The 20,030-nt window shown below is 67.4% G+C and carries 18 protein-coding genes and 1 tRNA gene; 10 read left to right on the top strand and 9 right to left on the bottom strand.

Annotated elements, in window-relative coordinates:
* Positions 1–137: 137 nt before the first annotated feature.
* The 5 genes from AC23D6_RS03835 to AC23D6_RS03815 all read left to right on the top strand — a co-directional run bounded on the left by AC23D6_RS03835 (position 138) and on the right by AC23D6_RS03815 (position 6,027).
* On the top strand, positions 138–1,538 hold the full coding sequence (locus AC23D6_RS03835; RefSeq protein WP_487751504.1) for an MFS transporter: 1,401 nt from the start codon (positions 138–140) through the stop codon (positions 1,536–1,538).
* On the top strand, positions 1,535–3,907 hold the full coding sequence (locus AC23D6_RS03830; RefSeq protein WP_487751503.1) for a GH36-type glycosyl hydrolase domain-containing protein: 2,373 nt from the start codon (positions 1,535–1,537) through the stop codon (positions 3,905–3,907). Before AC23D6_RS03835 ends, AC23D6_RS03830 begins: the two co-directional genes overlap by 4 nt.
* Positions 3,904–4,419 carry a gluconokinase gene (locus AC23D6_RS03825; protein WP_487751502.1) on the top strand — a complete coding sequence of 172 codons (516 nt, stop codon included), beginning with the start codon at positions 3,904–3,906 and terminating at the stop codon, positions 4,417–4,419. The genes AC23D6_RS03830 and AC23D6_RS03825 overlap by 4 nt, the downstream gene beginning before the upstream one ends.
* A gap of 81 nt (positions 4,420–4,500) precedes the next feature.
* Complete coding sequence (gene metF, locus AC23D6_RS03820; protein ID WP_487751501.1) at positions 4,501–5,334, top strand: methylenetetrahydrofolate reductase [NAD(P)H]; 834 nt, start codon at positions 4,501–4,503, stop codon at positions 5,332–5,334.
* 201 nt (positions 5,335–5,535) lie between these two features.
* Entirely contained in the window at positions 5,536–6,027 is a 492-nt protein-coding gene (locus tag AC23D6_RS03815; RefSeq protein WP_487751500.1) for a hypothetical protein, read from the top strand.
* 16 nt (positions 6,028–6,043) lie between these two features.
* Here the strand turns inward: AC23D6_RS03815 and AC23D6_RS03810 are convergent, their stop codons facing one another.
* The 6 genes from AC23D6_RS03810 to AC23D6_RS03785 all read right to left on the bottom strand — a co-directional run bounded on the left by AC23D6_RS03810 (position 6,044) and on the right by AC23D6_RS03785 (position 11,783).
* On the bottom strand, positions 6,044–7,435 hold the full coding sequence (locus AC23D6_RS03810; protein ID WP_487752564.1) for a sensor histidine kinase: 1,392 nt from the start codon (positions 7,433–7,435) through the stop codon (positions 6,044–6,046).
* A complete protein-coding gene (locus tag AC23D6_RS03805; RefSeq protein WP_056879584.1) occupies positions 7,392–8,075 on the bottom strand; it encodes a response regulator transcription factor in 684 nt (227 codons plus the stop codon). The genes AC23D6_RS03810 and AC23D6_RS03805 overlap by 44 nt, the downstream gene beginning before the upstream one ends.
* 9 nt (positions 8,076–8,084) lie before the next feature.
* On the bottom strand, positions 8,085–8,564 hold the full coding sequence (locus tag AC23D6_RS03800; RefSeq protein ID WP_487751499.1) for a hypothetical protein: 480 nt from the start codon (positions 8,562–8,564) through the stop codon (positions 8,085–8,087).
* Positions 8,565–8,884: 320 nt separating this feature from the next.
* Entirely contained in the window at positions 8,885–9,757 is an 873-nt protein-coding gene (rimK, locus tag AC23D6_RS03795; protein WP_487751498.1) for a 30S ribosomal protein S6--L-glutamate ligase, read from the bottom strand.
* A 73-nt stretch (positions 9,758–9,830) separates the two neighbouring features.
* Positions 9,831–9,904: transfer RNA gene (locus AC23D6_RS03790), tRNA-Gly, on the bottom strand.
* 79 nt (positions 9,905–9,983) lie between these two features.
* Positions 9,984–11,783, bottom strand: a complete 1,800-nt coding sequence (locus tag AC23D6_RS03785; protein WP_487752563.1) for an autotransporter domain-containing protein — start codon at positions 11,781–11,783, stop codon at positions 9,984–9,986.
* A 174-nt stretch (positions 11,784–11,957) separates the two neighbouring features.
* Here AC23D6_RS03785 and thiS point away from each other — a divergent pair, with 174 nt between their 5' ends.
* From thiS to AC23D6_RS03760, 5 genes are all read left to right on the top strand, one after another.
* Positions 11,958–12,158: a sulfur carrier protein ThiS gene (gene thiS / locus AC23D6_RS03780; protein WP_487752562.1), complete on the top strand. Its 201-nt coding sequence runs from the start codon at positions 11,958–11,960 to the stop codon at positions 12,156–12,158.
* Between the two features lie 50 nt (positions 12,159–12,208).
* Positions 12,209–13,003 (top strand): thiazole synthase, encoded by a 795-nt coding sequence (locus AC23D6_RS03775; RefSeq protein WP_487751497.1) that lies wholly within the window; start codon positions 12,209–12,211, stop codon positions 13,001–13,003.
* Entirely contained in the window at positions 13,003–13,737 is a 735-nt protein-coding gene (trmB, locus tag AC23D6_RS03770; protein ID WP_487751496.1) for a tRNA (guanosine(46)-N7)-methyltransferase TrmB, read from the top strand. Before AC23D6_RS03775 ends, trmB begins: the two co-directional genes overlap by 1 nt.
* 135 nt (positions 13,738–13,872) lie before the next feature.
* Entirely contained in the window at positions 13,873–15,732 is a 1,860-nt protein-coding gene (locus AC23D6_RS03765) for an SLC13 family permease (protein WP_487751495.1), read from the top strand.
* Complete coding sequence (locus tag AC23D6_RS03760; protein ID WP_487751494.1) at positions 15,729–16,118, top strand: ACT domain-containing protein; 390 nt, start codon at positions 15,729–15,731, stop codon at positions 16,116–16,118. Before AC23D6_RS03765 ends, AC23D6_RS03760 begins: the two co-directional genes overlap by 4 nt.
* Before the next feature lie 10 nt (positions 16,119–16,128).
* Here the strand turns inward: AC23D6_RS03760 and AC23D6_RS03755 are convergent, their stop codons facing one another.
* From AC23D6_RS03755 to gspD, 3 genes are read right to left on the bottom strand one after another with little or no spacing between them, the layout of a single operon-like run.
* Positions 16,129–16,986 carry a glycosyltransferase family 2 protein gene (locus tag AC23D6_RS03755; protein ID WP_487751493.1) on the bottom strand — a complete coding sequence of 286 codons (858 nt, stop codon included), beginning with the start codon at positions 16,984–16,986 and terminating at the stop codon, positions 16,129–16,131.
* Positions 16,970–17,818, bottom strand: coding sequence for a glycosyltransferase family 2 protein (locus AC23D6_RS03750; protein WP_487751492.1), 849 nt, complete (start codon positions 17,816–17,818; stop codon positions 16,970–16,972). Before AC23D6_RS03750 ends, AC23D6_RS03755 begins: the two co-directional genes overlap by 17 nt.
* On the bottom strand, positions 17,815–20,022 hold the full coding sequence (gene gspD, locus AC23D6_RS03745; protein ID WP_487751491.1) for a type II secretion system secretin GspD: 2,208 nt from the start codon (positions 20,020–20,022) through the stop codon (positions 17,815–17,817). The genes AC23D6_RS03750 and gspD overlap by 4 nt, the downstream gene beginning before the upstream one ends.
* Between the last annotated feature and the right edge of the window lie 8 nt (positions 20,023–20,030).

Below are 20,030 nucleotides of genomic sequence, written 5' to 3'. Positions count from 1 at the left end.
CGCGCGCCTTCGTCCACAACCATTTCGATACCGCTGGGTGCTTGCCTCGCTCCGGCGATCATCGCAAGCTTGGCCGCCGTACGTTGCCCATGCCTGTACCCGGGCTGCGGCGCAATAACCCAGCACCGGGAGTGGACATGCAACGCGACCAGGGGAGCGACGGCGCCGCGCACCCCGCCGACAAGGCACTATCCTCGACGGAACCCCGGTTGGGCGAAAAGATCGGCTACGGCGTCGGCGATTTCGGCTTCAACCTGTACTGGGCGAACATCTCGGCGTTCCTGCTCATCTTCTACACCGACGTGATGGGCCTGGCCGCCGCGGCCGTCGGCACCATGATGCTGGTCACCAAGATCGTGGATGCCATCACCGACCCGCTGATGGGAGCGCTGGCCGATCGCACTCGCAGCCGGCTGGGCCGGTTCCGCCCCTATCTGCTGTATGGCGCGTTGCCGCTGGCGTTCACTGGGGTGCTGACGTGGACCGTGCCCGACCTGGGCGAAGGCGGGAAGCTGGTATGGGCCTATGCGACCTTCACGCTGATGATGCTGGCCTACACGGTGGTGAGCATTCCGTATTCCGCGCTGTCGGGCGTGATCACCGCTGACAGCCAGCACCGTACGCAGCTGATCAGTTTCCGCTTCATCGCCGCGTTCGCCGGCACCATGGCGGTGAACTGGCTGACGCTGGACCTGGTGCGCTGGCTGGGACGCGGCGATCCGGCGCTGGGCTGGCAGCTGACGCTCTCGCTGTACGGCGTGATCGCCACGGCAGCCTTCGTCACCGTGGCCCTGACCACGCGCGAACGCGTGTCTCCGCCGCCACAACAGGCCAGCAACGTCCGCCAGGATGTCGTCGACCTGCTGCACAACCGGCCGTGGATGGTGCTGTTCGCGCTGGCGCTGATCATCATGGTGACCATCGTGATGCGCGGTGGTTCATTGGCCTATTACCTGAAGTACCACCTGGGTCGGCCCGACCTGACCGGCCTGTTCCTGGGCACATACGCGCTCGCCCTTGCCGTGGGCGCGGGGCTGACCCCGCTGATGACGCGCTACGTGGACAAGCGGCGGCTCATGGCAGGACTGATGGCGGGCGTCGGCGTGGTGAGCTGCGCGATGTTCTTCATTCCGCCCGAATCCGTCTGGTGGATGTTCGCCCTCAACCTGCTGGTGGGACTGATGCTGGGACCGAAGTCGCCACTGGCCTTCTCCATGTACGCCGACTGCGCCGACTACACCGAGTGGAAGACGGGACGCCGCGCCACCGCGATGACGTTCGCGGCCGCGACGTTCTCGCAGAAGCTTGGCGGTGCGCTGGCATCGGCCACGATCGCATGGATCCTGGCCGGCATGGGCTACGTGGCGAACGCCGCGCAGTCGGATGCGTCCCGGCTCGGCATCGTGTTGCTGTTGACCGTGATTCCGGGCGCGGTGGCGCTGGTGGCGGCTTGGGTGATGCGGTTCTATCCGCTGGATGCGGCCACCCTGTCGCACATCCAGGTAGACCTTCGGTCGCGTCGGGAGGCCACGGCATGACAGAAGGCCTGTACCGGTTCGAGGACGAGGGCCGCCGCTTCGTCCTCACCAGCCCCAACGCCATGCCTGCGGCGTCGACGTTCCTGTGGAACCGGCGGATGCTGCTTCAGCTGAACTGCCGCGGCTTCGCCACCGCGCAGTTCATGCAGCCGGAACCGGCCAAGTACGCACACGCGCCGACGCTGGAAGCGAAAACTTTCATGCAACCGGAGCAGCCGTATTACGCGCACCATCCAGGCCGCTTCTTCTACGTGAAGGACGAAGACGATGGCGGCCTGTTCTCCGTGCCGCACGAGCCCGTGCGGCGCGCACCGGAGGCGTTCGCCTTCTCCGTCGGTCTCAACGACGTGGCATGGCGAGTGCAGTGCGCGGGCATCGACGTGGAAATGGGCGTGGTGCTGCCGGTCGATGACGTGGCCGAGTTGTGGACCGTGCGCGTGCGCAACCGGTCGGGCCGGCGACGACGACTGAGCCTGTATCCGTACTTCCCGGTCGGCTACATGTCGTGGATGAACCAGTCCGGACGCTATCGTCCCGACCTGGGGGCCATCGTCTGCGACAGCATCGCGCCGTACCAGAAGGTCGAGGACTACTTCCGCCAGCGCGACTTCAAGGACCGTACCGTGCTGCTGCACGCGCGCGCGCCGGACGCATGGGAAGCGAACCAGGCCGAGTTCGAGGGCGAAGGTGGGCTGCCTGCCCCGACCGGTATCGTCGGCAGCGAACGCCTGCGCGGCGGCGAGGCGGCGTACGAAATGCCGACGGCGGTGCTGCAGTACCGCGCGGTACTCGACGACGACGACGTGCAGGAGTACCGCTTCGTGTTCGCGCCCGCGCGCGATGACGACGAGATCCGCCAGTTGCGCGCACGGCATCTATCGCCGGACGGTTTCGCTGACGCCCGGGACGCCAGCGCCGCGTACCTCGAAACCGGCGCAGGTTGCCTGCGCATCGAAACGCCGGACCCCTGGCTGGACGCATTCGCCAACCACTGGCTGCCGCGGCAAGTGTTCTACCACGGCGACGTCAACCGCCTGACCACCGATCCGCAGACACGCAACTACTTGCAGGACCACATGGGCATGGGCTTCCTCCAGCCCACGATCGCGCGTGCCGCGTTCCTGCACGCGCTGTCGCAGCAGGAGCCGTCCGGCGCGATGCCCGACGGCATCCTGCTGGTCGAAGGCGCGGAGTTGAAATACATCAACCAGATTCCGCACACCGACCACTGCGTGTGGCTGCCGGTCTGCCTGCGGGCCTATCTGGATGAGACCGGCGACGATGCGCTGCTCGATGCGCAGGTGACCGACCGCGAAGGCCACGCCGCCCCGGTGGCCGAGCGCATCACGCGTGCCATGCGCTGGCTGCTGCAGGCCCGCGACGGGCGTGGCCTGAGCTACATCGCGCAGGGCGACTGGTGCGATCCGATGAACATGGTGGGCTGGCGTGGGCGCGGTGTGTCCGGTTGGCTGACCCTGGCCACGGCCTATGCACTGAAGCAGTGGGCGGCGATCTGCGAGCGCCGCGGCGATGGCGAGCTTGCCGATGAGTTCCGCCGGGGTGCGGAGGCCTGCAACGCGGCCATGAACGCACACCTGTGGGACGGTGACTGGTACGGCCGCGGCATCACCGACGATGGCGTCGCGTTCGGCGTCCGCACGGACGAGGAAGGCCGCATCTTCCTCAATCCGCAGAGCTGGGCGCTGCTCAGCGGCGCGGCGGACGCACCGCGGCGGACACGCATGCTGGACGCCATCGACACGGATCTGGTCTCGCCCTATGGCGTGACCATGTTCCACCCGCCTTACACACGGATGCGCGAGGATGTCGGACGGGTGACGCAGAAGTTTCCCGGCAGTGCCGAGAATGGCGCGGTCTACAACCACGCGGCGGCGTTCTACCTCTACAGCCTGTATCAGGTGGGCGACGCTGATCGCGCCTGGCAGGTGTTGCGCGCCATGCTGCCCATGCCCGAAGAGGCCGATTGCCTGCAACGCGGACAATTGCCCGTGTTCGTGCCCAACTACTACCGGGGTGCGTGGCGCCTGCATCCGCGCACGGCGGGCCGTTCCAGCCAGTTGTTCAATACCGGGACGGCCGCATGGTTGTATCGCTGCCTTGTGGAAGGCTTGTTTGGCCTGCGCGGCGAAGACGACGCGTTGCGCATCGCACCGCAATTGCCGTCGCACTGGCCGTCCGCGCGTGTGCAGCGGCGGTTCCGCGGCGCCACCTTCGATGTGCGCATCGCGCGCGTGGCAGGGCTTCCAGAGATCCGTGTCGCCCTGGACGGCCAATGGCAGGCGCAGGCGCTGATCCGAGGGTTCGAAGTGGGACGCAGCTACGACGTACAGGTGGACATTCCGGCATGAGCGGCCGCGTTGTCGTGGTGATGGGCGTGGCGGGGAGCGGCAAGACCACCCTGGCGCACGCCTTGGCCAATGCCTGGCAGGCGACGTTCCTGGACGCCGACGATTTCCACAGCCTGGCGGCGAAAGCCCGGATGGCAGGCGGCCATCCGCTCACCGATCGCATGCGGGCGCCGTGGGTGCGGCGCATCGCCCTGGACCTGCAGCGCCGCGAGGCGGCCGGGGAGCGCGTGGTGTTGGCGTTCTCCGGGCTTCGCCGCCGCCATCGCGACCAGTTGCGCGCCACCGGCGTGCCGCTGCAGTTTCTCTTCCTGCATGGCGACCGGACCGTGGTGGCCGCTCGCGTGCTCGCCCGACGTGATCACTACATGCCGGTGACCCTGGTGGACAGCCAGTTCGCCGCGTTGGAAGAACCCCGCGATGAGCCCGACGTCTTCCCGATCCGGATGGAAGACCCGCCTGCCGTGCAGCTGGAACGCGCACTGGCGATCACGGAGATTTTTCCGGAGCCGTAGTGCCACAGGACCCACGGACGGAAGTATTCACACGCATCCGGATGAAAAGATATAATCCCGGGCACCCGACTGGACGCTGCCATGCCCTCGATCAGCTTCGAGTTCTACCCACCCAAGACCGATGAGCAGCGCGCCCAGCTCGATCGCACGGCCGAGAAGCTGAAGGCGCACGCGCCGGAGTACGTGTCCTGCACGTTCGGCGCCGGCGGCTCCACGCTCAGCTACACCTCCGAGACGGTCCGCCACCTCAACCAGCACCACGGCTTCGACGCCGCACCGCACCTGTCCTGCGTGGGCGGCAGCCGCGAGGAAATCCGCGAACTGCTGCGGCTGTACCGCGCGCTGGGATGCAAGCGCATCGTCGCGCTGCGCGGCGATCTGCCCTCCGGCATGGGCCATCCGGGCGACCTGCGTTACGCCTCGGAACTGATCGAATTCATCCGCGCCGAACATGGCGACACCTTCCACATCGAAGTCGGTGCCTACCCGGAGACGCACCCGCAGGCCGAGGATGCGTTGACCGACCTGCGCCACTTCAAGGCCAAGGTGGACGCGGGCGCGAACGGCGCGATCACGCAATACTTCTACAATCCGGATGCGTATTTCCACTTCGTCGATGCCGCGCGCAAGCTCGGCGTGGAGATCCCGATCATCCCGGGCATCATGCCGATCTCCAATTTCGCCCAGCTGCGCCGCTTCTCCGAAGCCTGCGGCGCGGAGATCCCGCGCTGGATCGGCAAGCGCATGCAGGCGCTGGGTGACGACGCCGAAGCGATCCGCGATTTCGGCGCGGACGTGGTGGCGAACCTGTGCGAACGCCTGATCGCCGGTGGCGCGCCTTCGCTGCATTTCTACACGCTGAATCTCGCCAAGCCGACCCAGACCGTGCTTTCGCGCCTCGGCTGGGCGGACTGAGCCCGGGGTGCGCCATGCGCCCCACCCGCACGTGAACGAAGGTCGCACTCCGGCCACGTGCCCGGTGACCGGATGGCATGCGCGGATTACGCTGCGGGCATGCGCTTTCCGCTTCTCCTTCTCGCCAGCCTCTGCCTCTGGGCCGCATGCGATGCAGCCCCGGTGCGTGCCCAACAACAAGGCGTGCAACGCTGCACGGCCATGTCCGGCGACACCGTCTACACGGACAAGAACTGCGAAGACATCGGCGCGATGGATCGCCTGCCTTCCGGCAACAGCCCCGGGCCGTCGGCGAGCGGCGCGCTGTACCGCGGCGGCTGTTCACGCACGTTGAGCGATCTGGTGGCGCAAGTATCGATGGCGATCACGGCGGGCGACGTCAACCGGCTCGCCGGCGTCTACCACTGGAGTGGCGTGTCCGACGCCGCGGCCTTGCGCATCCTCAACCAACTCGATGCCGTCAGCCAGCGGCCGCTCGTGGACATCGTGCCCGTGCGCCCGGCACCCGCGCCGGTGCTCGACGCCGAAGGCGCCGTGATCGACGCGAACCAGGACGGCTACTACCCCACCACGGCATCGCATGCGCGTCCCGTCGGGCTGCGCGTGGTGCAGACGCTGAAGAACAGCGCCACGCCCTCCAACACGACGTTCGGGCTGCGACGCGCCTACAACTGTTTCTGGATCACCCTGTAACGAAGCGTCGGTGCGCTCACGCGCTCGTCGGGTTCTCACCCGACGCCTCGCGCGCAGGCGTGAAGCGCAGTGTCGCGACCACGCCTTTCGGCTCCCCCGGACGTACGCTGACCTGCCAGCCGTACAGCGCGCACAGGCGGCTGACGATGGACAGACCGATCCCGCCCCCCTGCGAATGACCCGCATGGGTGCCGCGATAGCCGCGCTCGAACAGGCGCGCGGCATCTTCCTTGCTCAGGCCGGGCCCGGAGTCCACGACTTCCACGGCATCCGGCAGCAGGCGGACGACAACCTCGCCCTCCTTCGTGTACTTCACCGCATTGCCGATCAGGTTGCCTAACGCCACGGACAGCGCCGCTTCGGGCGAATCCACCCGCGCACCCTCTTCGCCTTCCACGCGCAGCGCGAGCGGCTTGCCGCCGAGCGTGGCGCGGTGGGCGTCGAGCAGTTGGTCGACCACGCGGGCGACGTCCGTATTGCCATGGCCGCGCTCGTTGCGCGACAGCAGCAGCAGTGCGCTGATCAGGTCCGTGCACTGTTGCTCGGCGCGCTGGATGCGCTGGATGCGCGTGCGCGTCTTCTCGTCCATGTCCGGCCGCGACAGCATCAGCTCCACCGAGCCGCGGATGATGGCCAGCGGCGTGCGCAGCTCGTGGCTCACGTCGGCGTTGAACTCGCGGTCGCGCTGGACGACTTCGGTCAGGCGCTCGGAATAGTCGTCCAGTGCCTTGGCTAGCTCACCGACTTCATCCTGAGGAAAGTGCGGCGCCAAGGCGCGAGGATTGCTGCTGCCGCGATAAGCACGCAGACGCGACGCGAGTTCCGATACAGGGCTCATCACGCGGGAGGCCGACCACCAACCGATCACCAACGAGAACGCCGTGAATACGACGATCGAAGCGTAGACCGCTCGCTTGAACTGAACCTCAGCACGCGCCGTCTGCCCCATGTCATAGGCGAGGAAAAACCACACCTGCGGAGTCTTGCGCACCCCGAGCTTGAACGGATAGGGCTTGCCGTCTTCACCGATGTCGGTGATGTTGTGAATGCCGTCGGGCAATGCATACCACTCGGGCTTGTTGAGGCGGAGAATCTCGAACTTGTCGGGAAGGTAGTAATACGCCTTCACCTGCTCAAACGGTGCACCAATAACCTGACCGTTGCTTTGCGCGAAGCGACGCCACGACTCGTCGAGATTGCGGTTCATCACGTCTTCGACGAGCTGATTCTCGACGCGTTGCCGCGCGACGATGGTCGCATAGGCAAACAATACCGTCAGGCCAAAACCCAACAGCACGAACGAGAGGATGATGCGGGTGCGCAGCCGCCGCCGGAAGCGCCGGTGGCGGCGGGGTTTCGACGAATCAGCTGCTGGCATCGGGTGCGGCGATGCGGTATCCGATGCCATGGCGGGTCTGGATGTACGGTGCGTCGAACGGCTTGTCGACCACGGCGCGCAGGCCATGGATGTGCACGCGCAGGGAATCCGAATCAGGCAGCTCCTCGCCCCAGACGCGGGTTTCGAGTTCCTGGCGTGTCACCACCGCCGGCGAGGCTTCCATCAGGGCTTGCAGGATTTTCAGCGCCGTCGGATTGAGCTGCAGCAGCTTGCCCTGGCGGCGGACTTCCAGCGTGTCGAGGTTGTATTCCAGCTCACCGACTTCCAGTACGCGCGTCTGTACGCCCTTGCCGCGACGCGAGAGCGCGTTGAGGCGGACCTCGACCTCCTGCAACGCGAACGGCTTGATCAGGTAATCGTCCGCCCCGGAGTCGAAGCCGGCCAGCTTGTTGTCCAGCGAATCGCGTGCGGTCAGCATCAGTACCGGCGTCTGCTTGCGCGCTTCGTTGCGAAGCTTGCGGCAGACCTCCAGCCCGTCCATGCCCGGCAGGTTGAGGTCCAGGACGATGGCGTCGAACTCGTGCACCACCGCCAGGTGCAACCCGGTCACACCGTCGGCCGCGAAGTCGACGGTGTGGCCACGCTCCTCCAGGTAATCGCCGAGGTTGGCGGCGATATCGCTGTTGTCTTCGATGACGAGGATACGCATCAGGAGCCCTTAGTTATTGCCGCGAAGCGGGATCTTCTGCTGGCGCATCAAATCCTGCCCGGCCTCCGCCATGCGGCGGCGCTCCGCTACCGTGAGGCACTGGGTGGTGGGACGGTGCGAACCGACCTTCTTCTCGCGCGTGCAGACCAGCCGACTGTCCTCGCCTGCACGGGTCAGGATGCTGTTGACCAGTTCCTGGTCATTGAACACGCGGGCCTTTTCTTCATCGTTGAGGCCTTGGACACCGCTCGGCGCCTGCAGGGCGCCGGAAATGCGCGCCAGCGCATCCTTGACGTCGCCGCGCTCCTTGGGGGTGATCTCGGAATAGACCTTGCCGCCGTCGAGGTCCTTGAGGATGGCCGTGCGCTGCTCCTCGAACGAACCGCTGAGGTTCAACTTCGTGGGGCCGCCGTCGCTGCCGGAGTCGATCTTGGCGGATGCCGTCACAGCAGCCAACGCCAGCATGGAGCCGAGTACCACCTTGTACATTCAACACCTCGTTCGTCAGGAAGGAATGGCGTACCACGCCGACATGGGCCGGACCCGGACACCGCGATAATTCCGATTCTGTCATAGCACGCGGCGATGGCGGCGTGCAAAAAACAAAGGCCCAAGCGGGTGGAAGCCCGCTTGGGCCAAATAAAGCCCCGATTACCGTAATCCTGTGCTTTCCAGATGTATCACCGGGAGGAACGCAGAGCTGCGGTCCGGACAAGGCTACGCGGAAATCGATTAAACACCCGTTAAAGACGGCGTTAAATCCACGTGAAATCCAGGATTTCTGACCTCCGTCCTGGCACGACGCCTGTTCAGGCCTTGGCGGCCAGGTGTTCCACGATCTTGCCGGCCACGTCCACCCCGCACACGGCCTCGATCCCCTCCAGCCCAGGGGTGGAGTTGACCTCCAGGACCAGAGGCCCGCGGGCGGCCCGGATCAGGTCCACCCCCGCCACACCGAGGCCGAGCACCCGCGCCGCGCGAACCGCGACCGCGCGCTCCTCGTCGGTGGCCTCCATGCGGACGGCCGTGCCGCCCCGGTGCAGGTTGGATCGGAAGTCCCCTTCCGGCGCCTGCCGCCGCATCGAGGCAACCACCTCGTCGCCGACCACGAAACAGCGCAGATCCGCGCCCTCGGCTTCGGCGATGAACTCCTGGACCACGAAGCTGGCGTACAGGCCGCGCAGGGCCTCGACCACGCTCCGGGAGGCGGACGGCTTCTCGGTGAGCATGACGCCCGCGCCCTGTGCGCCTTCGTTCAACTTGATGACGTGCGGCGGCGGACCGAGCATCGAGAGCAGGTCGTGGGTGTCGTCGGGGTTGTCGCCGAATACGGTCACCGGCAGGTCGATGCCTTGCGCAGCGAGCAGTTGGTGGGCGCGCAGCTTGTCGCGCGCACGCAGGATGGCGTCGGACGGATTGGGGCTGTACGTGCCCATCAGTTCGAACTGCCGCAGCACCGCGGTGCCATAACGCGTGATGGACGCGCCGATGCGCGGGATCACCGCGTCGTAGTCGGCCAACGACCGGCCCTTGTAGTGGAGCTGGAACCCCGACGACGCGATGCGCATGTAGCAGCGCAGCGGATCGAGCACGCGCGCGGTGTGGCCGCGCTGGCGGGCCGCTTCGACGAGGCGGCGGGTCGAATACAGCTTGCTGTTGCGCGACAGGATGGCGAGCTTCATGGGCGCGGGATCACCGGGATCGCAGACAGCATCGCACGTCCGGAAGGCCGGACGATGACGTGAAGGAAGGGAGTGGAGCGGGTGATGGGAATCGAACCCACGCTAGCAGCTTGGGAAGCTGCAGTTCTACCATTGAACTACACCCGCGCGGATGGCCGCAGTCTATGCCGGCCTGGGCGGCAAGGCAATGCGGCGCCGGAGGCCGGCGCCGCATCGCACACGGGCATCAGAAATTGCCGCCCAGCGTCACGAATGCCGTGGTGTTGGTGCCGCCGCCCTGGTTGACCGTCGTGGTGACGCCCAGGTTGGCATCGAAGCCGAACAGCTTCGTGCGCGCGCCCATCAGCAGCGTGCCGTAACCGTCGTCGGTCTCCAGACCCGGCACGGCGTAAGGGTTGGTGCCGGGCAACGACAACGACTGCGCGAACACTTCCTCAGCCGGATCCTCGAACTCCTTGTCCACCGTCAGGCGCGCGTACGGCTGAAGGTGGTCGTTGATCGCATAGCTGAGCTCATAGCCCGCGCTGCCGATCAGCGAATCGAAATCCTGGTCCGGGTAGGCCAGCGCGCTGGAGTTGACGTTGCTCTCGCTGTAGCCGTCCATCTCGATCGTCTGGGATACCACGCTGATCACCGGACCGTGGCGGAACGCGCCCTCGCCCCATTGGTAACCCGCGCTCAGGCCCAGGCTCAGGTTGGTGCCATCGGGCGACCCGCTGTGGCGGCGGGTCACGTCGCCCAGCTGCACTTCGCGATCGACGTCGTAGGAGATCCAGCTGTAGCTGACCTGTGCGTTCGCCCACAGGCGGTCGCCGTACCAGCCCGCGAAGCCGCCCAGCGTGGCATCCGACTCGTCGAAGCTGCCGCTGCGCTGGCCGAAGTCGTACTGCGCACGGCCGTAGCCCGCGAAGGCACCGTAGACCAGCGAGCCCCGCGACCAGTCGACGCCGAAGGTGCCCATCGGCCCGGCACCGTCGTACAGGTCGCCATGGTCGTAGCGCAGGAAGTCGCCACGCAGGTCGCCCCACCAGCGCATGCCGTCCGCTTCCGGCTTGCCGGCGACGTGCGACGCCACGCGGTCGGCACGGGCGCGGCCATGCACGGACGCGGTATACGGCAGCAGCGCGATCTGGCGCGGGCCTTCCAGCATCGCCACCGCGTATTGCGACAGGATGCTGTGCGCCTTCGATGTCGGGTGCACACCGTCGGCGAAGGCGTACGTGTCGGGCGCATTCGGCGTGACGTACGAGGTCGGGTTGCAGGTCAGCGAGTTGGCGGTGATCTGAGGCTGGCACGCGGTGCCGGTGACGTTGGCGAAGCCGTAGTCGGCCGGACTGGCGACAATCTCGCGCAGCAGAGTGAAGGTATCCAGCGGGATGACCCGGAAGCCGGCCGCATCGATCGCATCAAACAGCGCGGTGTTGTAGGTCGCCGAGAGCTGCGTGCCTGCGGCAGCCGCGGCCGTGCCCTGGGCGCGGAAGCCCGGCGTCACGCCCAGGTCGGGGATCGTCGGCACCAGGATGTAGCGCGCGCCCGCCGTCTGCAAGGTGCCGATGATGCCCACCTGCGCCGTGACGGCGGCACCGATCGTCGTGGTCGGATTGGCGCCGCCACTGGTGATGGCGAACAGGTCGTTGGCGCCGCCCCACACGGTGTAGAGGGCGTTGGGATCGGCGCGGCCACCGGTCGAGGTCAGATAGGTGTTGACCTGGGTGGCGAGCGAGGGAATCGGACCCAGTGCGCCGGTGGTGTTGGTCCCCACGCGGGCGCCGCCGGCGGCATAGTTGGTGCCCACTTGGCCGTTGCCGTTCGGGTCAGCGCTGGTGCCGTAGTACTCGGCGAGATACTGCGACCAGACGAAGCCGGGATTGGTAGTGAACTGGCCGGTCACCGGCCTGACGGAGGCCGGCAACAACGGCCGGAAATAACCGGCGTCGGTCAGGCTGTCGCCGAAGAACACGGTCTGGGTGTAGGGGCCGTTCTGGGCCAGGGTGGGAACGGCCGCCATCGCCAGCGCGAGGGCCAGCAACGAACGGACGGGCGGAATGGAACGCTTCATGGACTCTCCCGGGGCATTGGATGATGGACTGCGTGCCGGCTCTGCCGTACGGCTGCGCATGGCGCGCATCCTTCCACCAAACGCGGCCGGGGCACACGCTGCAATGCGGCAATGGCGCCCGCCATCGGCGACAATGCGCAGATGGACATCCAGTTGAATGGGCAGCCGCACGTGCTGCCCGACCACAGCACCCTTCTCGCGCTGCTCGAACAGCAGGGCCTGGCCGAACGCCGCGTCGCCGTCGAGGTCAACGGCGAGATCGTTCCGCGCGGCCAGCATGCCCATGCGCAGCTCAAGGCCGGTGACCGCGTCGAGATCGTGCACGCGCTGGGCGGCGGCTGACCCGACCCGCGTAGCGACAACCCACGGCCGACATGGGCGATAATCGCGCCATGTCCAACACCGTCCCCCATGACCCGCTGGTGATCGCGGGCAAGTCCTACCGTTCCCGCCTGCTGACCGGCACCGGCAAGTTCAAGGATTTCGAGGAAACCCGCCTGGCCACCGAGGCCGCGGGCGCTGAGATCGTCACCGTCGCCATCCGGCGCACGAACCTGGGCCAGTCACCCAACGAGCCCAACCTGCTCGACGTGCTGCCGCCCGACCGCTACACCCTCCTGCCGAATACCGCTGGCTGCTACACCGCCGACGACGCCGTTCGCACTTGCCGGCTGGCCCGCGAACTGCTCGATGGCCACACGCTGGTGAAACTGGAAGTGCTGGGCGACCCGAAGACCCTGTATCCCGACGTGGTGCAGACGCTGACCGCGGCCGAGAAACTCGTGGCCGACGGCTTCCAGGTCATGGTCTACACCAGCGACGACCCGATCCTGGCCCGCCGTCTGGAAGAGATCGGCTGCGTGGCCGTGATGCCGCTCGCCGCGCCCATCGGCTCCGGCCTGGGCATCCAGAACAAGTACAACCTGCTGGAGATCATCGAGAACGCCAAGGTACCGGTGCTGGTCGACGCCGGCGTGGGCACCGCGTCCGATGCCGCCATTGCGATGGAGCTCGGTTGCGACGGCGTGCTGATGAACACCGCCATCGCCGGCGCGAAGCACCCGTTGCTGATGGCCAGCGCCATGAAGAAAGCCGTGGAAGCCGGTCGCGAGGCCTTCCTGGCCGGGCGTATCCCGCGCAAGCGCAACGCCTCGGCCTCCAGCCCGATCGACGGACTGATCGGCTGATGACGGACCCCTTCTCCAGTCCTGGCGCAAAGACACCGCCCAAGCCGTTCACCCTCACCGAAGGCCGACGCGAAGTCCGCAGCTTCGTGCTGCGGCAGGGGCGTTTCACCGAGGCCCAGCAGCGCGCCTTCGACACCCAGTGGCCGCGGTTCGGACTGGATTACACCGGCGCCCCGCGCGACTTCGATGCGGTGTTCGGCCGTCATGCGCCGCGCGTGCTGGAAATCGGCTTCGGCAATGGCGAGGCCCTGCGCTTCGCCGCAAATCACGACAAGGACCGCGATTACATCGGACTGGAAGTACATGCCCCCGGCGTGGGCCGCCTGTTGAACGCGCTGGCCGAGGACGGCAGCGACCACGTCCGCGTCTACCATCACGATGCGGTGGAAGTACTGCAGCACGAGGTGGCCGACGGCGCGCTGGACGAAGTACGCATCTACTTCCCCGACCCGTGGCACAAGAAGCGCCACAACAAGCGCCGGCTGGTACAGCCCGCATTCGCTGCGCTCATCGCGCGCAAGCTGCGCCCGGGCGGCCGCCTGCACTGCGCCACGGACTGGGAGGCCTATGCCGAGCACATGTGGGATGTGCTGGATGCGACCCCGGGTCTGGTGAACCGTGCCGGCCCGCGCGGCAGCGTGCCCCGCCCGGCGTGGCGCCCGCAGACCCATTTCGAGACCCGCGGCCAGAAGCTCGGCCACGGGGTGTGGGATCTTGTCTATGACCGGGATTAGGGATTCGGGATTGGGGATTCGCAGGAGCCCGAACTCCTGCCCCACGCGGCCACCGCGCGATACCCTGCATCCGCATGGACGCGTGGTTCCGTCGACTCGCCCATCCCGAATCCCGACTCTCGAATCCCGGCCCTGATGGAAAACGCGCTGACGCTGACCAACGACATGAAGCTCGTCCTCGGGCTGGTCGGCTTCACGATGGCGATGTTCCTGTTCGAGCGCATCCGCGCGGACCTGGTCGCCCTGGTCGTACTGGTGGTGCTGGGCATCACCGGCCTGATCGCGCCGGAGGAAATCTTCGGCGGCTTCTCCGGCAACGCGGTGATGAGCATCATCGCCACGATGATCCTCGGCGCAGGCCTGGACCGTACCGGCGCACTGAACCGGCTGGCGTCCTGGCTGTTGCGCCGCGGCCACGGCATCGAGCAGCGCCTGCTGCTGATGACCACGGCCATCGCCAGCCTCAATTCGTCCTTCATGCAGAACCCGTCGGTCATGGCGTTGTTCATGCCCGTAGCTTCGCGCCTGTCCGCCCGCACCGGCCTGTCGCTCCAGCGCCTGCTGCTACCGATCGCCGCGGCCATCGTCATGGGCGGCGCGTTCACGATGGTCGGCAATTCGCCGCTGATCCTGCTCAACGACCTGCTGGTCTCGGCCAACAACAACCTGCCCTCCGGCATGGCGACGCTCGAGCCGCTGCGGATGTTCGCGCCGTGGCCGATCGGGCTGGTGCTCGTCGCCGCCTCGCTGCTGTACTTCCGTTACTACGGCGACAAGAAGCTGCGGGACGAGACCGAAACCAACGTGACGCCGGCGCGCACGGAAAGCTACTTCGCCAATACGTATGGCATCGAAGGCGACGTGTTCGAGCTGGTGGTCACCGCCGAGAGCCCGCTGGTGGGTATGTCGCTGGGCGAAGCCGAGGCGCTACACGACGCGCCGTTGATGCTGGCGCTGCAGACCGGCAACGACACCCGCCTGGCACCGCCGGCCGACATGCGCATCTGGGTGGGCAGCGTGCTGGGCGTGATGGGCCCGCGGCAGGAAGTGGCAGACTTCGCGCAGAACCATTTCCTCCGCCTGTCCTCGCGCCTGCGCCACTTCGGCGACCTGTTCAATCCCAGCCGCGCCGGCATTTCCGAAGCGGTGGTGCCGCCGACCTCGCGCTTCATCGGCAAGACCGCGCGCGAGCTGCGCCTGCGCAAGCAGAACGGCATCAGCCTGCTGGCGATCAATCGCGACAAGAAGGTCATCCGCGACAACGTACGCGAGGAGAAGCTGCGCGCCGGCGACATGCTGGTGTTCCACAGTATCTGGCAGGACCTGGGCCTGGCAGCGGAGAGCCGCGACTTCGTCGTCGTTACCGACTACCCGAAGGGCGAGCAGCGCCCGCACAAGTTCAAGATCGCGATGACCATCTTCGCGATCACCATCATCATCGCGCTCACCTCCAAACTGCCGGTCGCGTTGACCCTAATGACCGGCGTGGCCGGCATGTTGCTGACCGGCGTGCTGCGCATGGACGAGGCCTACAGCGCGATCAACTGGAAGACGGTATTCCTGATGGCGGGACTGATCCCGCTCGGCTGGGCGATGGACAGCAGCGGCGCAGCGGCCTGGGTGGCCGGCCATACCGTGGAGCGATTGCCCGACGGCATCCCGATCTGGGTGCTGGAGATCGCCATCGCGCTGCTGACCACCGCGTTCTCGCTGGTCATCAGCCATGTGGGCGCCACCATCGTGATGGTGCCGATGGCGATCAACCTGGCACTGGCCGCCGGCGGCAATCCCACCGCGTTCGCGTTGATCGTGGCGCTGTCGGCGTCCAACAACCTGATGACCGCCTCGAACCCGGTGATCTCGATGGTGGTGGGCCCGGCCAACTACACCTCGCGCCAGCTGTGGCGCGTCGGCGGCCCGCTGTCGTTGATCTACACGGTGGTCGTCGTGCTCGCGGTCAATGTGCTGTTCTGGTGGAACGGTCGCGCCGGATGACCACTCCGTCGCTGACGCTCACGTTGCTTCCGTCGCGCTACGCGGTAGCCCAGCTGCCGGCCGATGCCGCCCTGCCCGCCTGGTGGCCGACGCTCGGCATGCGCCATGCCGGCTGGACCGATGACGAACTCTCGCTCGTCTGCGAAGAACATCATGTTCCCGAGGACCTGCGCTGCCAGCGCGGCTGGCGCATGTTCAAGCTGCAAGGCCCGTTCGACTTCGCGCTGACCGGCATCCTGAAAGCGGTGCTGGATCCGCTGGCCGTCGCCGGCGTGGGCATCTTCGCCCTCTCGACCTACGACACCGATTACGTGCTGGTGCAGGCCCACCAACTGGACGAGGCGCTCTCGTCCTTGCGTAGCGCCGGCCACCGCATCGCACCTTGATTCGGCGTGGCTAGCGGCGCTGCAGCAGCAGGCGCGCAAGGACCGCACCGAAGTGCAGCCAGATCGCACCGAATACGCCGAACCGGGTGAGGAAACCGCACTGCGCGGCCTCGAATTTCTGGAAGTAGCGCCAGAGGCCCCGGTGCTTGTGCCATTCCACGAACACCGGCCGCGATCGGCTCGACACCCCGCGGATGTGCAGCACGCGGATGTCGTTGGCGACGGCGACCAAGGCACCGGTCTGGCGCGCACGCCGGCACAGGTCCATGTCCTCGGCATGCAGGCGGTAGCCTTCGTCCAGGCCATCCAGCCGATCGAACAGCGTGCGCGGCAAGAGCATCAACGCGCCGGAGACCGCATCCACCGGTTGCAGCAGCAGTGTGTCGTCGGGCGGTACGCCAAGCCTGGAGGCGCGCGCGGGCGCACGCAGCATCTCGGCGAAAACGGGGTCGCGGCGTCGGGCCGCGACATCGCGCACGCCGTCCTCGTCGACCAGATCGACGCCGAGCAACGCGTCGCCGGTCACGTGGGCCGCGTGCGCACGCAACCGGGCGAGCGTATCGGCCTCCACCATCAGGTCCGGATTGACGAAGGCCAGCCAAGGCGCCCAGCTGTCTCGCGCGCCCTGGTTGCAACCGACAGCGAAGCCCGGGTTGTCGGGATTGGCGATGAAGCGCAGGCGCGCGTCCTGCAGCGCGTGCCGCTGCACGATCTCCATCGTGCCGTCGCTCGAGGCGTTGTCCACCACGCGGATCTCGTCCACGCCATGCGCCACGCGCAGGCGCATCAGACAGTCGTCGATCGTGCTTGCGCTGGCGTGGGTGACGACCACGACGGCGATGCCGCCCGGCTCAGCCAAAGAGGTCACGCTGGCGCTCCGGCAATCCGACATCGGCGTACAAGGCGGCCAGCCGCTCGCGCGGCTCGCGCAATGGATCGGCCATCAGGAAGGTCGCCAGTCGCGGCGTGAAAGCCGGCCAGCGCGCGTTCAACGCATCCATGTCGCCATCGGACGGCCCGCCCTCGCCACCACGCGCGACGAACGCCGTTTCGCACAGCACGTTGCGCCAGCCGAGGCCGGACAGGCGCAGCGAGAGATCCACCAGCGCCGCGTACCACGAGCCGTAGCTCGCGGCGTCTAGCCCGCCGACGCGCTTGCGCGCACTGCCACGCAGCGCGACCGCGTGAGCGACGGCGGCCGGCAGCTCCGGGTGCAGCGGCGGCATCGCCGCGCACGCCTGCGCGGTGCGCTCGACATCGGCGGGCGGATCGCTGACTTCGCCCAGCCGGGGCCAAGCGGTAGTCTCGCCGGCGTTGCACCAGGGCGTCGCGGTGGCGATGGCCGCATCACGGGCCAGGCAGGCCGCGAGTTGTTGCAACCATCCGGGCAAGGGCTGCGCATCCGGCGACAGCACGACCACATCGGCATCGCCGCAGGCCGCCAGCATCTGATCCATGTGCGCCACCTCTCCAAGCATGCGCGGGCGGCGCGTGTAGTCGGCCTGCAGGCGCGTGCGCGTCAGCCACCGCTCGATGATGGCCAGTCCGCGCGGACCGGCCTGCGCGTCGTCGGCCAGCCAGAGCCGCGCGCCGTCCGGCGTGCCGGCATCCAGCGCGCCCAGGCACGCATCGAGCGCGTCATCGTCGGTGCCGATCGGCAGCAGGACGATGGGGAGGGACGATGCGGCCGATGGCGTCACTTGGAGCGCGGCGTGTTCAGGGGTTCCAGCGCGCGGAAGCGCTTGCCGTACTCGTCGGTCAGGTCGTTCGCTTCCTGCGGGTTGCTGACGATGGTCGGGGTCAGCAGCACGATCACTTCGCTGCGCTCGGTGCCGGTGGTCTTCCTGCCGAACAGGCCGCCGATGATCGGCAGTCGGCTCAGGCCGGGGATGCCGGACGACCCCTGCGTTGCGGTATCGCTGATCAGGCCCGCCAGCATCACGGTGTTGCCGGCCTGCACGGCACCTTCGGTCTTGAAGCGGCGGGTATTGATGCGCACGTTGCCGTTGGCATCGGGTTCGCTGCCCGGCGAGCTCACTTCCTGCACGATGTCGAGGAACACCATGCCGTCCTTCGTCACCCGCGGGCGCACCTTCAGGATCACGCCGGTATCCAGGTACTGCACCTGGCTGTAGGTATTGTCGGTGCCCAGGCCCGGGTTGACCGTGACCGAGGAGATCGGGATGCGGCTGCCCACGTTGAGCGTAGCCTCGGCGTTGTTGCGCACGAAGATCGACGGCGTCTGGAGCAGGCGCACATCGGAGACTTCATCCAGCGCACTGATGACGGCGGCGGCGTCGTTCTTCACCAGCGTCCAGACCGCACCGGCCCCGCTCACGCCCCCGATGCTGCCGGCCAGCGTGCTCCAGCGGCTGGGGCCCCCGGCGCCGGGTTCGGCGAACGGGCCCAGCCCGTTGTCCGTCATCGCGCGTTCCAGGTACCAGTTCACGCCGTAACTGAGGTCGCCGGTCAGCGACACTTCGGCGATCTGCGCTTCGATGTGGACCTGCAGCGGCATCACGTCCAGCTTCTCGACCACTTCGCGGATCGATTGCCAGGCGCTGGCGCTGGCGCGTACCAGCAGCGTGTTGGTCTCTTCGACCGCCGCCACGCCCACGCGCGTGCCGTCGACTTCCAGGGTGACCGCGCCGTTGCCGTTGTCGCGCTGGTTGAGCGACAGCGAACCGCCGCCCAAGCCGCTGCTGCCGGAACTGTTCCCGCCGCTGCCACCGAAGTCGACCGAACCCCCGTTGCCGTTCATGCCGCCGTCGTTGATCTGCACCGGGTCGGTACCGGGCATCAGCGAGACGTTGCCGGTGCCCCCGGTCGAACGGCCATCGCTGGACGCATTGCCGCCGGACGCGCCGAAGACTTCGGCCAGACGCTGGGCGAGTTCGCGGGCCTTGATGTACTTCAGCTCGTAGGAGAACAGACGGCTGCCCTCGCCTGCGCCGTCGATGCGCTCCAGCCATTGCTGGATCTGGTCGAGGTAGGCGGGCTGCGGGGTGATCACCAGCACCGCGTTCGCGCCTTCCAGCGGCATGAAGCGGAACATCCCGGCACTGGGCGTCTTGCTGTCGTTGCCGAACACCTTTTCCAGGTCGGCGACCACGCGGGTGGCGCGGCCGGACTGCAGCGGGAACACGCCCACCGACATGCCGGACAGCCAGTCGACATCGAAGATCTCGACGGTGCGCAGGTAGTTCTCCAGTTCGCTGCGTGTCCCGGCCAGGGTGATCACGTTGCGTGTGCTGTCGACGTTGACGATGGCGTTGGGCCGGGCGTACGGCTCCAGCACCTTCTTCATCTCGCTGGCCGAGATGAAACGCAGCGGCACCACACGCGCCTCGTAGCCGCGCGCGTTGGCGGCCGGGCCCGTGCGCGGGGCCACGCTGCCGGCCAGGGCCTGGTCGGCGGGGATGATGTTGTAGCGGCCGCCGGTGTAGACCAGGCGCGCATTGTTCCAGCCCAGCACCATCTCCAGCAGGTTCAGCGCTTCAGCCGGCGACACCGGTTTGGGCGTGCCCAACGTCACCGTGCCCTGCACGCCCGGCGCGATGACGTAGTTCTGCCCCAGCATGTCGCCGAGGATGGCCTTCACCACCGCGTGCACGGATTCGCCCTCGAAATTGAAGGTGGCCGACCCGCTGCTGGCGCCGCCCAGCGACGGCAGCGGCGCACTGGCGGCGCTGCGGTTGATCATCTGCCCGTTACCGCGGCGGATCTGCGCCTGCGGACCGGCCGATGGCGGTTCCGCCTCCTGCAATGCCGAGGTCTGCGCCGTGCCGGGGGCTACGTCGCCCGCCGCCGTCGGCGCGGTGCGGCGAACGTCGGGCACGGGCGTGCTGGCGCAGCCGGCCAACAGGCCCAGGCAGAGGGAAAACAGGATCACGCGTGACGTCATGCCGGCAC

This window comes from Pseudoxanthomonas sp. G3 (genome assembly GCF_057654715.1).
This window is presented reverse-complemented; position numbering and strand designations above follow the sequence as displayed.

Bases quoted from the DNA above. Each gene is read 5' to 3' on its own strand.
- AC23D6_RS03810 (WP_487752564.1), bottom strand. From the start codon at position 7,435: ATGGCATCGGATACCGCATCGCCGCACCCGATGCCAGCAGCTGATTCG.
- trmB (WP_487751496.1), top strand. From the start codon at position 13,003: ATGACGGACCCCTTCTCCAGTCCTGGCGCAAAGACACCGCCCAAGCCG.
- AC23D6_RS03800 (WP_487751499.1), bottom strand. From the start codon at position 8,564: ATGTACAAGGTGGTACTCGGCTCCATGCTGGCGTTGGCTGCTGTGACG.
- AC23D6_RS03830 (WP_487751503.1), top strand. From the start codon at position 1,535: ATGACAGAAGGCCTGTACCGGTTCGAGGACGAGGGCCGCCGCTTCGTC.
- AC23D6_RS03775 (WP_487751497.1), top strand. From the start codon at position 12,209: ATGTCCAACACCGTCCCCCATGACCCGCTGGTGATCGCGGGCAAGTCC.
- AC23D6_RS03765 (WP_487751495.1), top strand. From the start codon at position 13,873: ATGGAAAACGCGCTGACGCTGACCAACGACATGAAGCTCGTCCTCGGG.
- AC23D6_RS03815 (WP_487751500.1), top strand. From the start codon at position 5,536: ATGTCCGGCGACACCGTCTACACGGACAAGAACTGCGAAGACATCGGC.
- AC23D6_RS03825 (WP_487751502.1), top strand. From the start codon at position 3,904: ATGAGCGGCCGCGTTGTCGTGGTGATGGGCGTGGCGGGGAGCGGCAAG.
- AC23D6_RS03805 (WP_056879584.1), bottom strand. From the start codon at position 8,075: ATGCGTATCCTCGTCATCGAAGACAACAGCGATATCGCCGCCAACCTC.
- thiS (WP_487752562.1), top strand. From the start codon at position 11,958: ATGGACATCCAGTTGAATGGGCAGCCGCACGTGCTGCCCGACCACAGC.
- gspD (WP_487751491.1), bottom strand. From the start codon at position 20,022: ATGACGTCACGCGTGATCCTGTTTTCCCTCTGCCTGGGCCTGTTGGCC.
- rimK (WP_487751498.1), bottom strand. From the start codon at position 9,757: ATGAAGCTCGCCATCCTGTCGCGCAACAGCAAGCTGTATTCGACCCGC.
- AC23D6_RS03760 (WP_487751494.1), top strand. From the start codon at position 15,729: ATGACCACTCCGTCGCTGACGCTCACGTTGCTTCCGTCGCGCTACGCG.
- metF (WP_487751501.1), top strand. From the start codon at position 4,501: ATGCCCTCGATCAGCTTCGAGTTCTACCCACCCAAGACCGATGAGCAG.
- AC23D6_RS03835 (WP_487751504.1), top strand. From the start codon at position 138: ATGCAACGCGACCAGGGGAGCGACGGCGCCGCGCACCCCGCCGACAAG.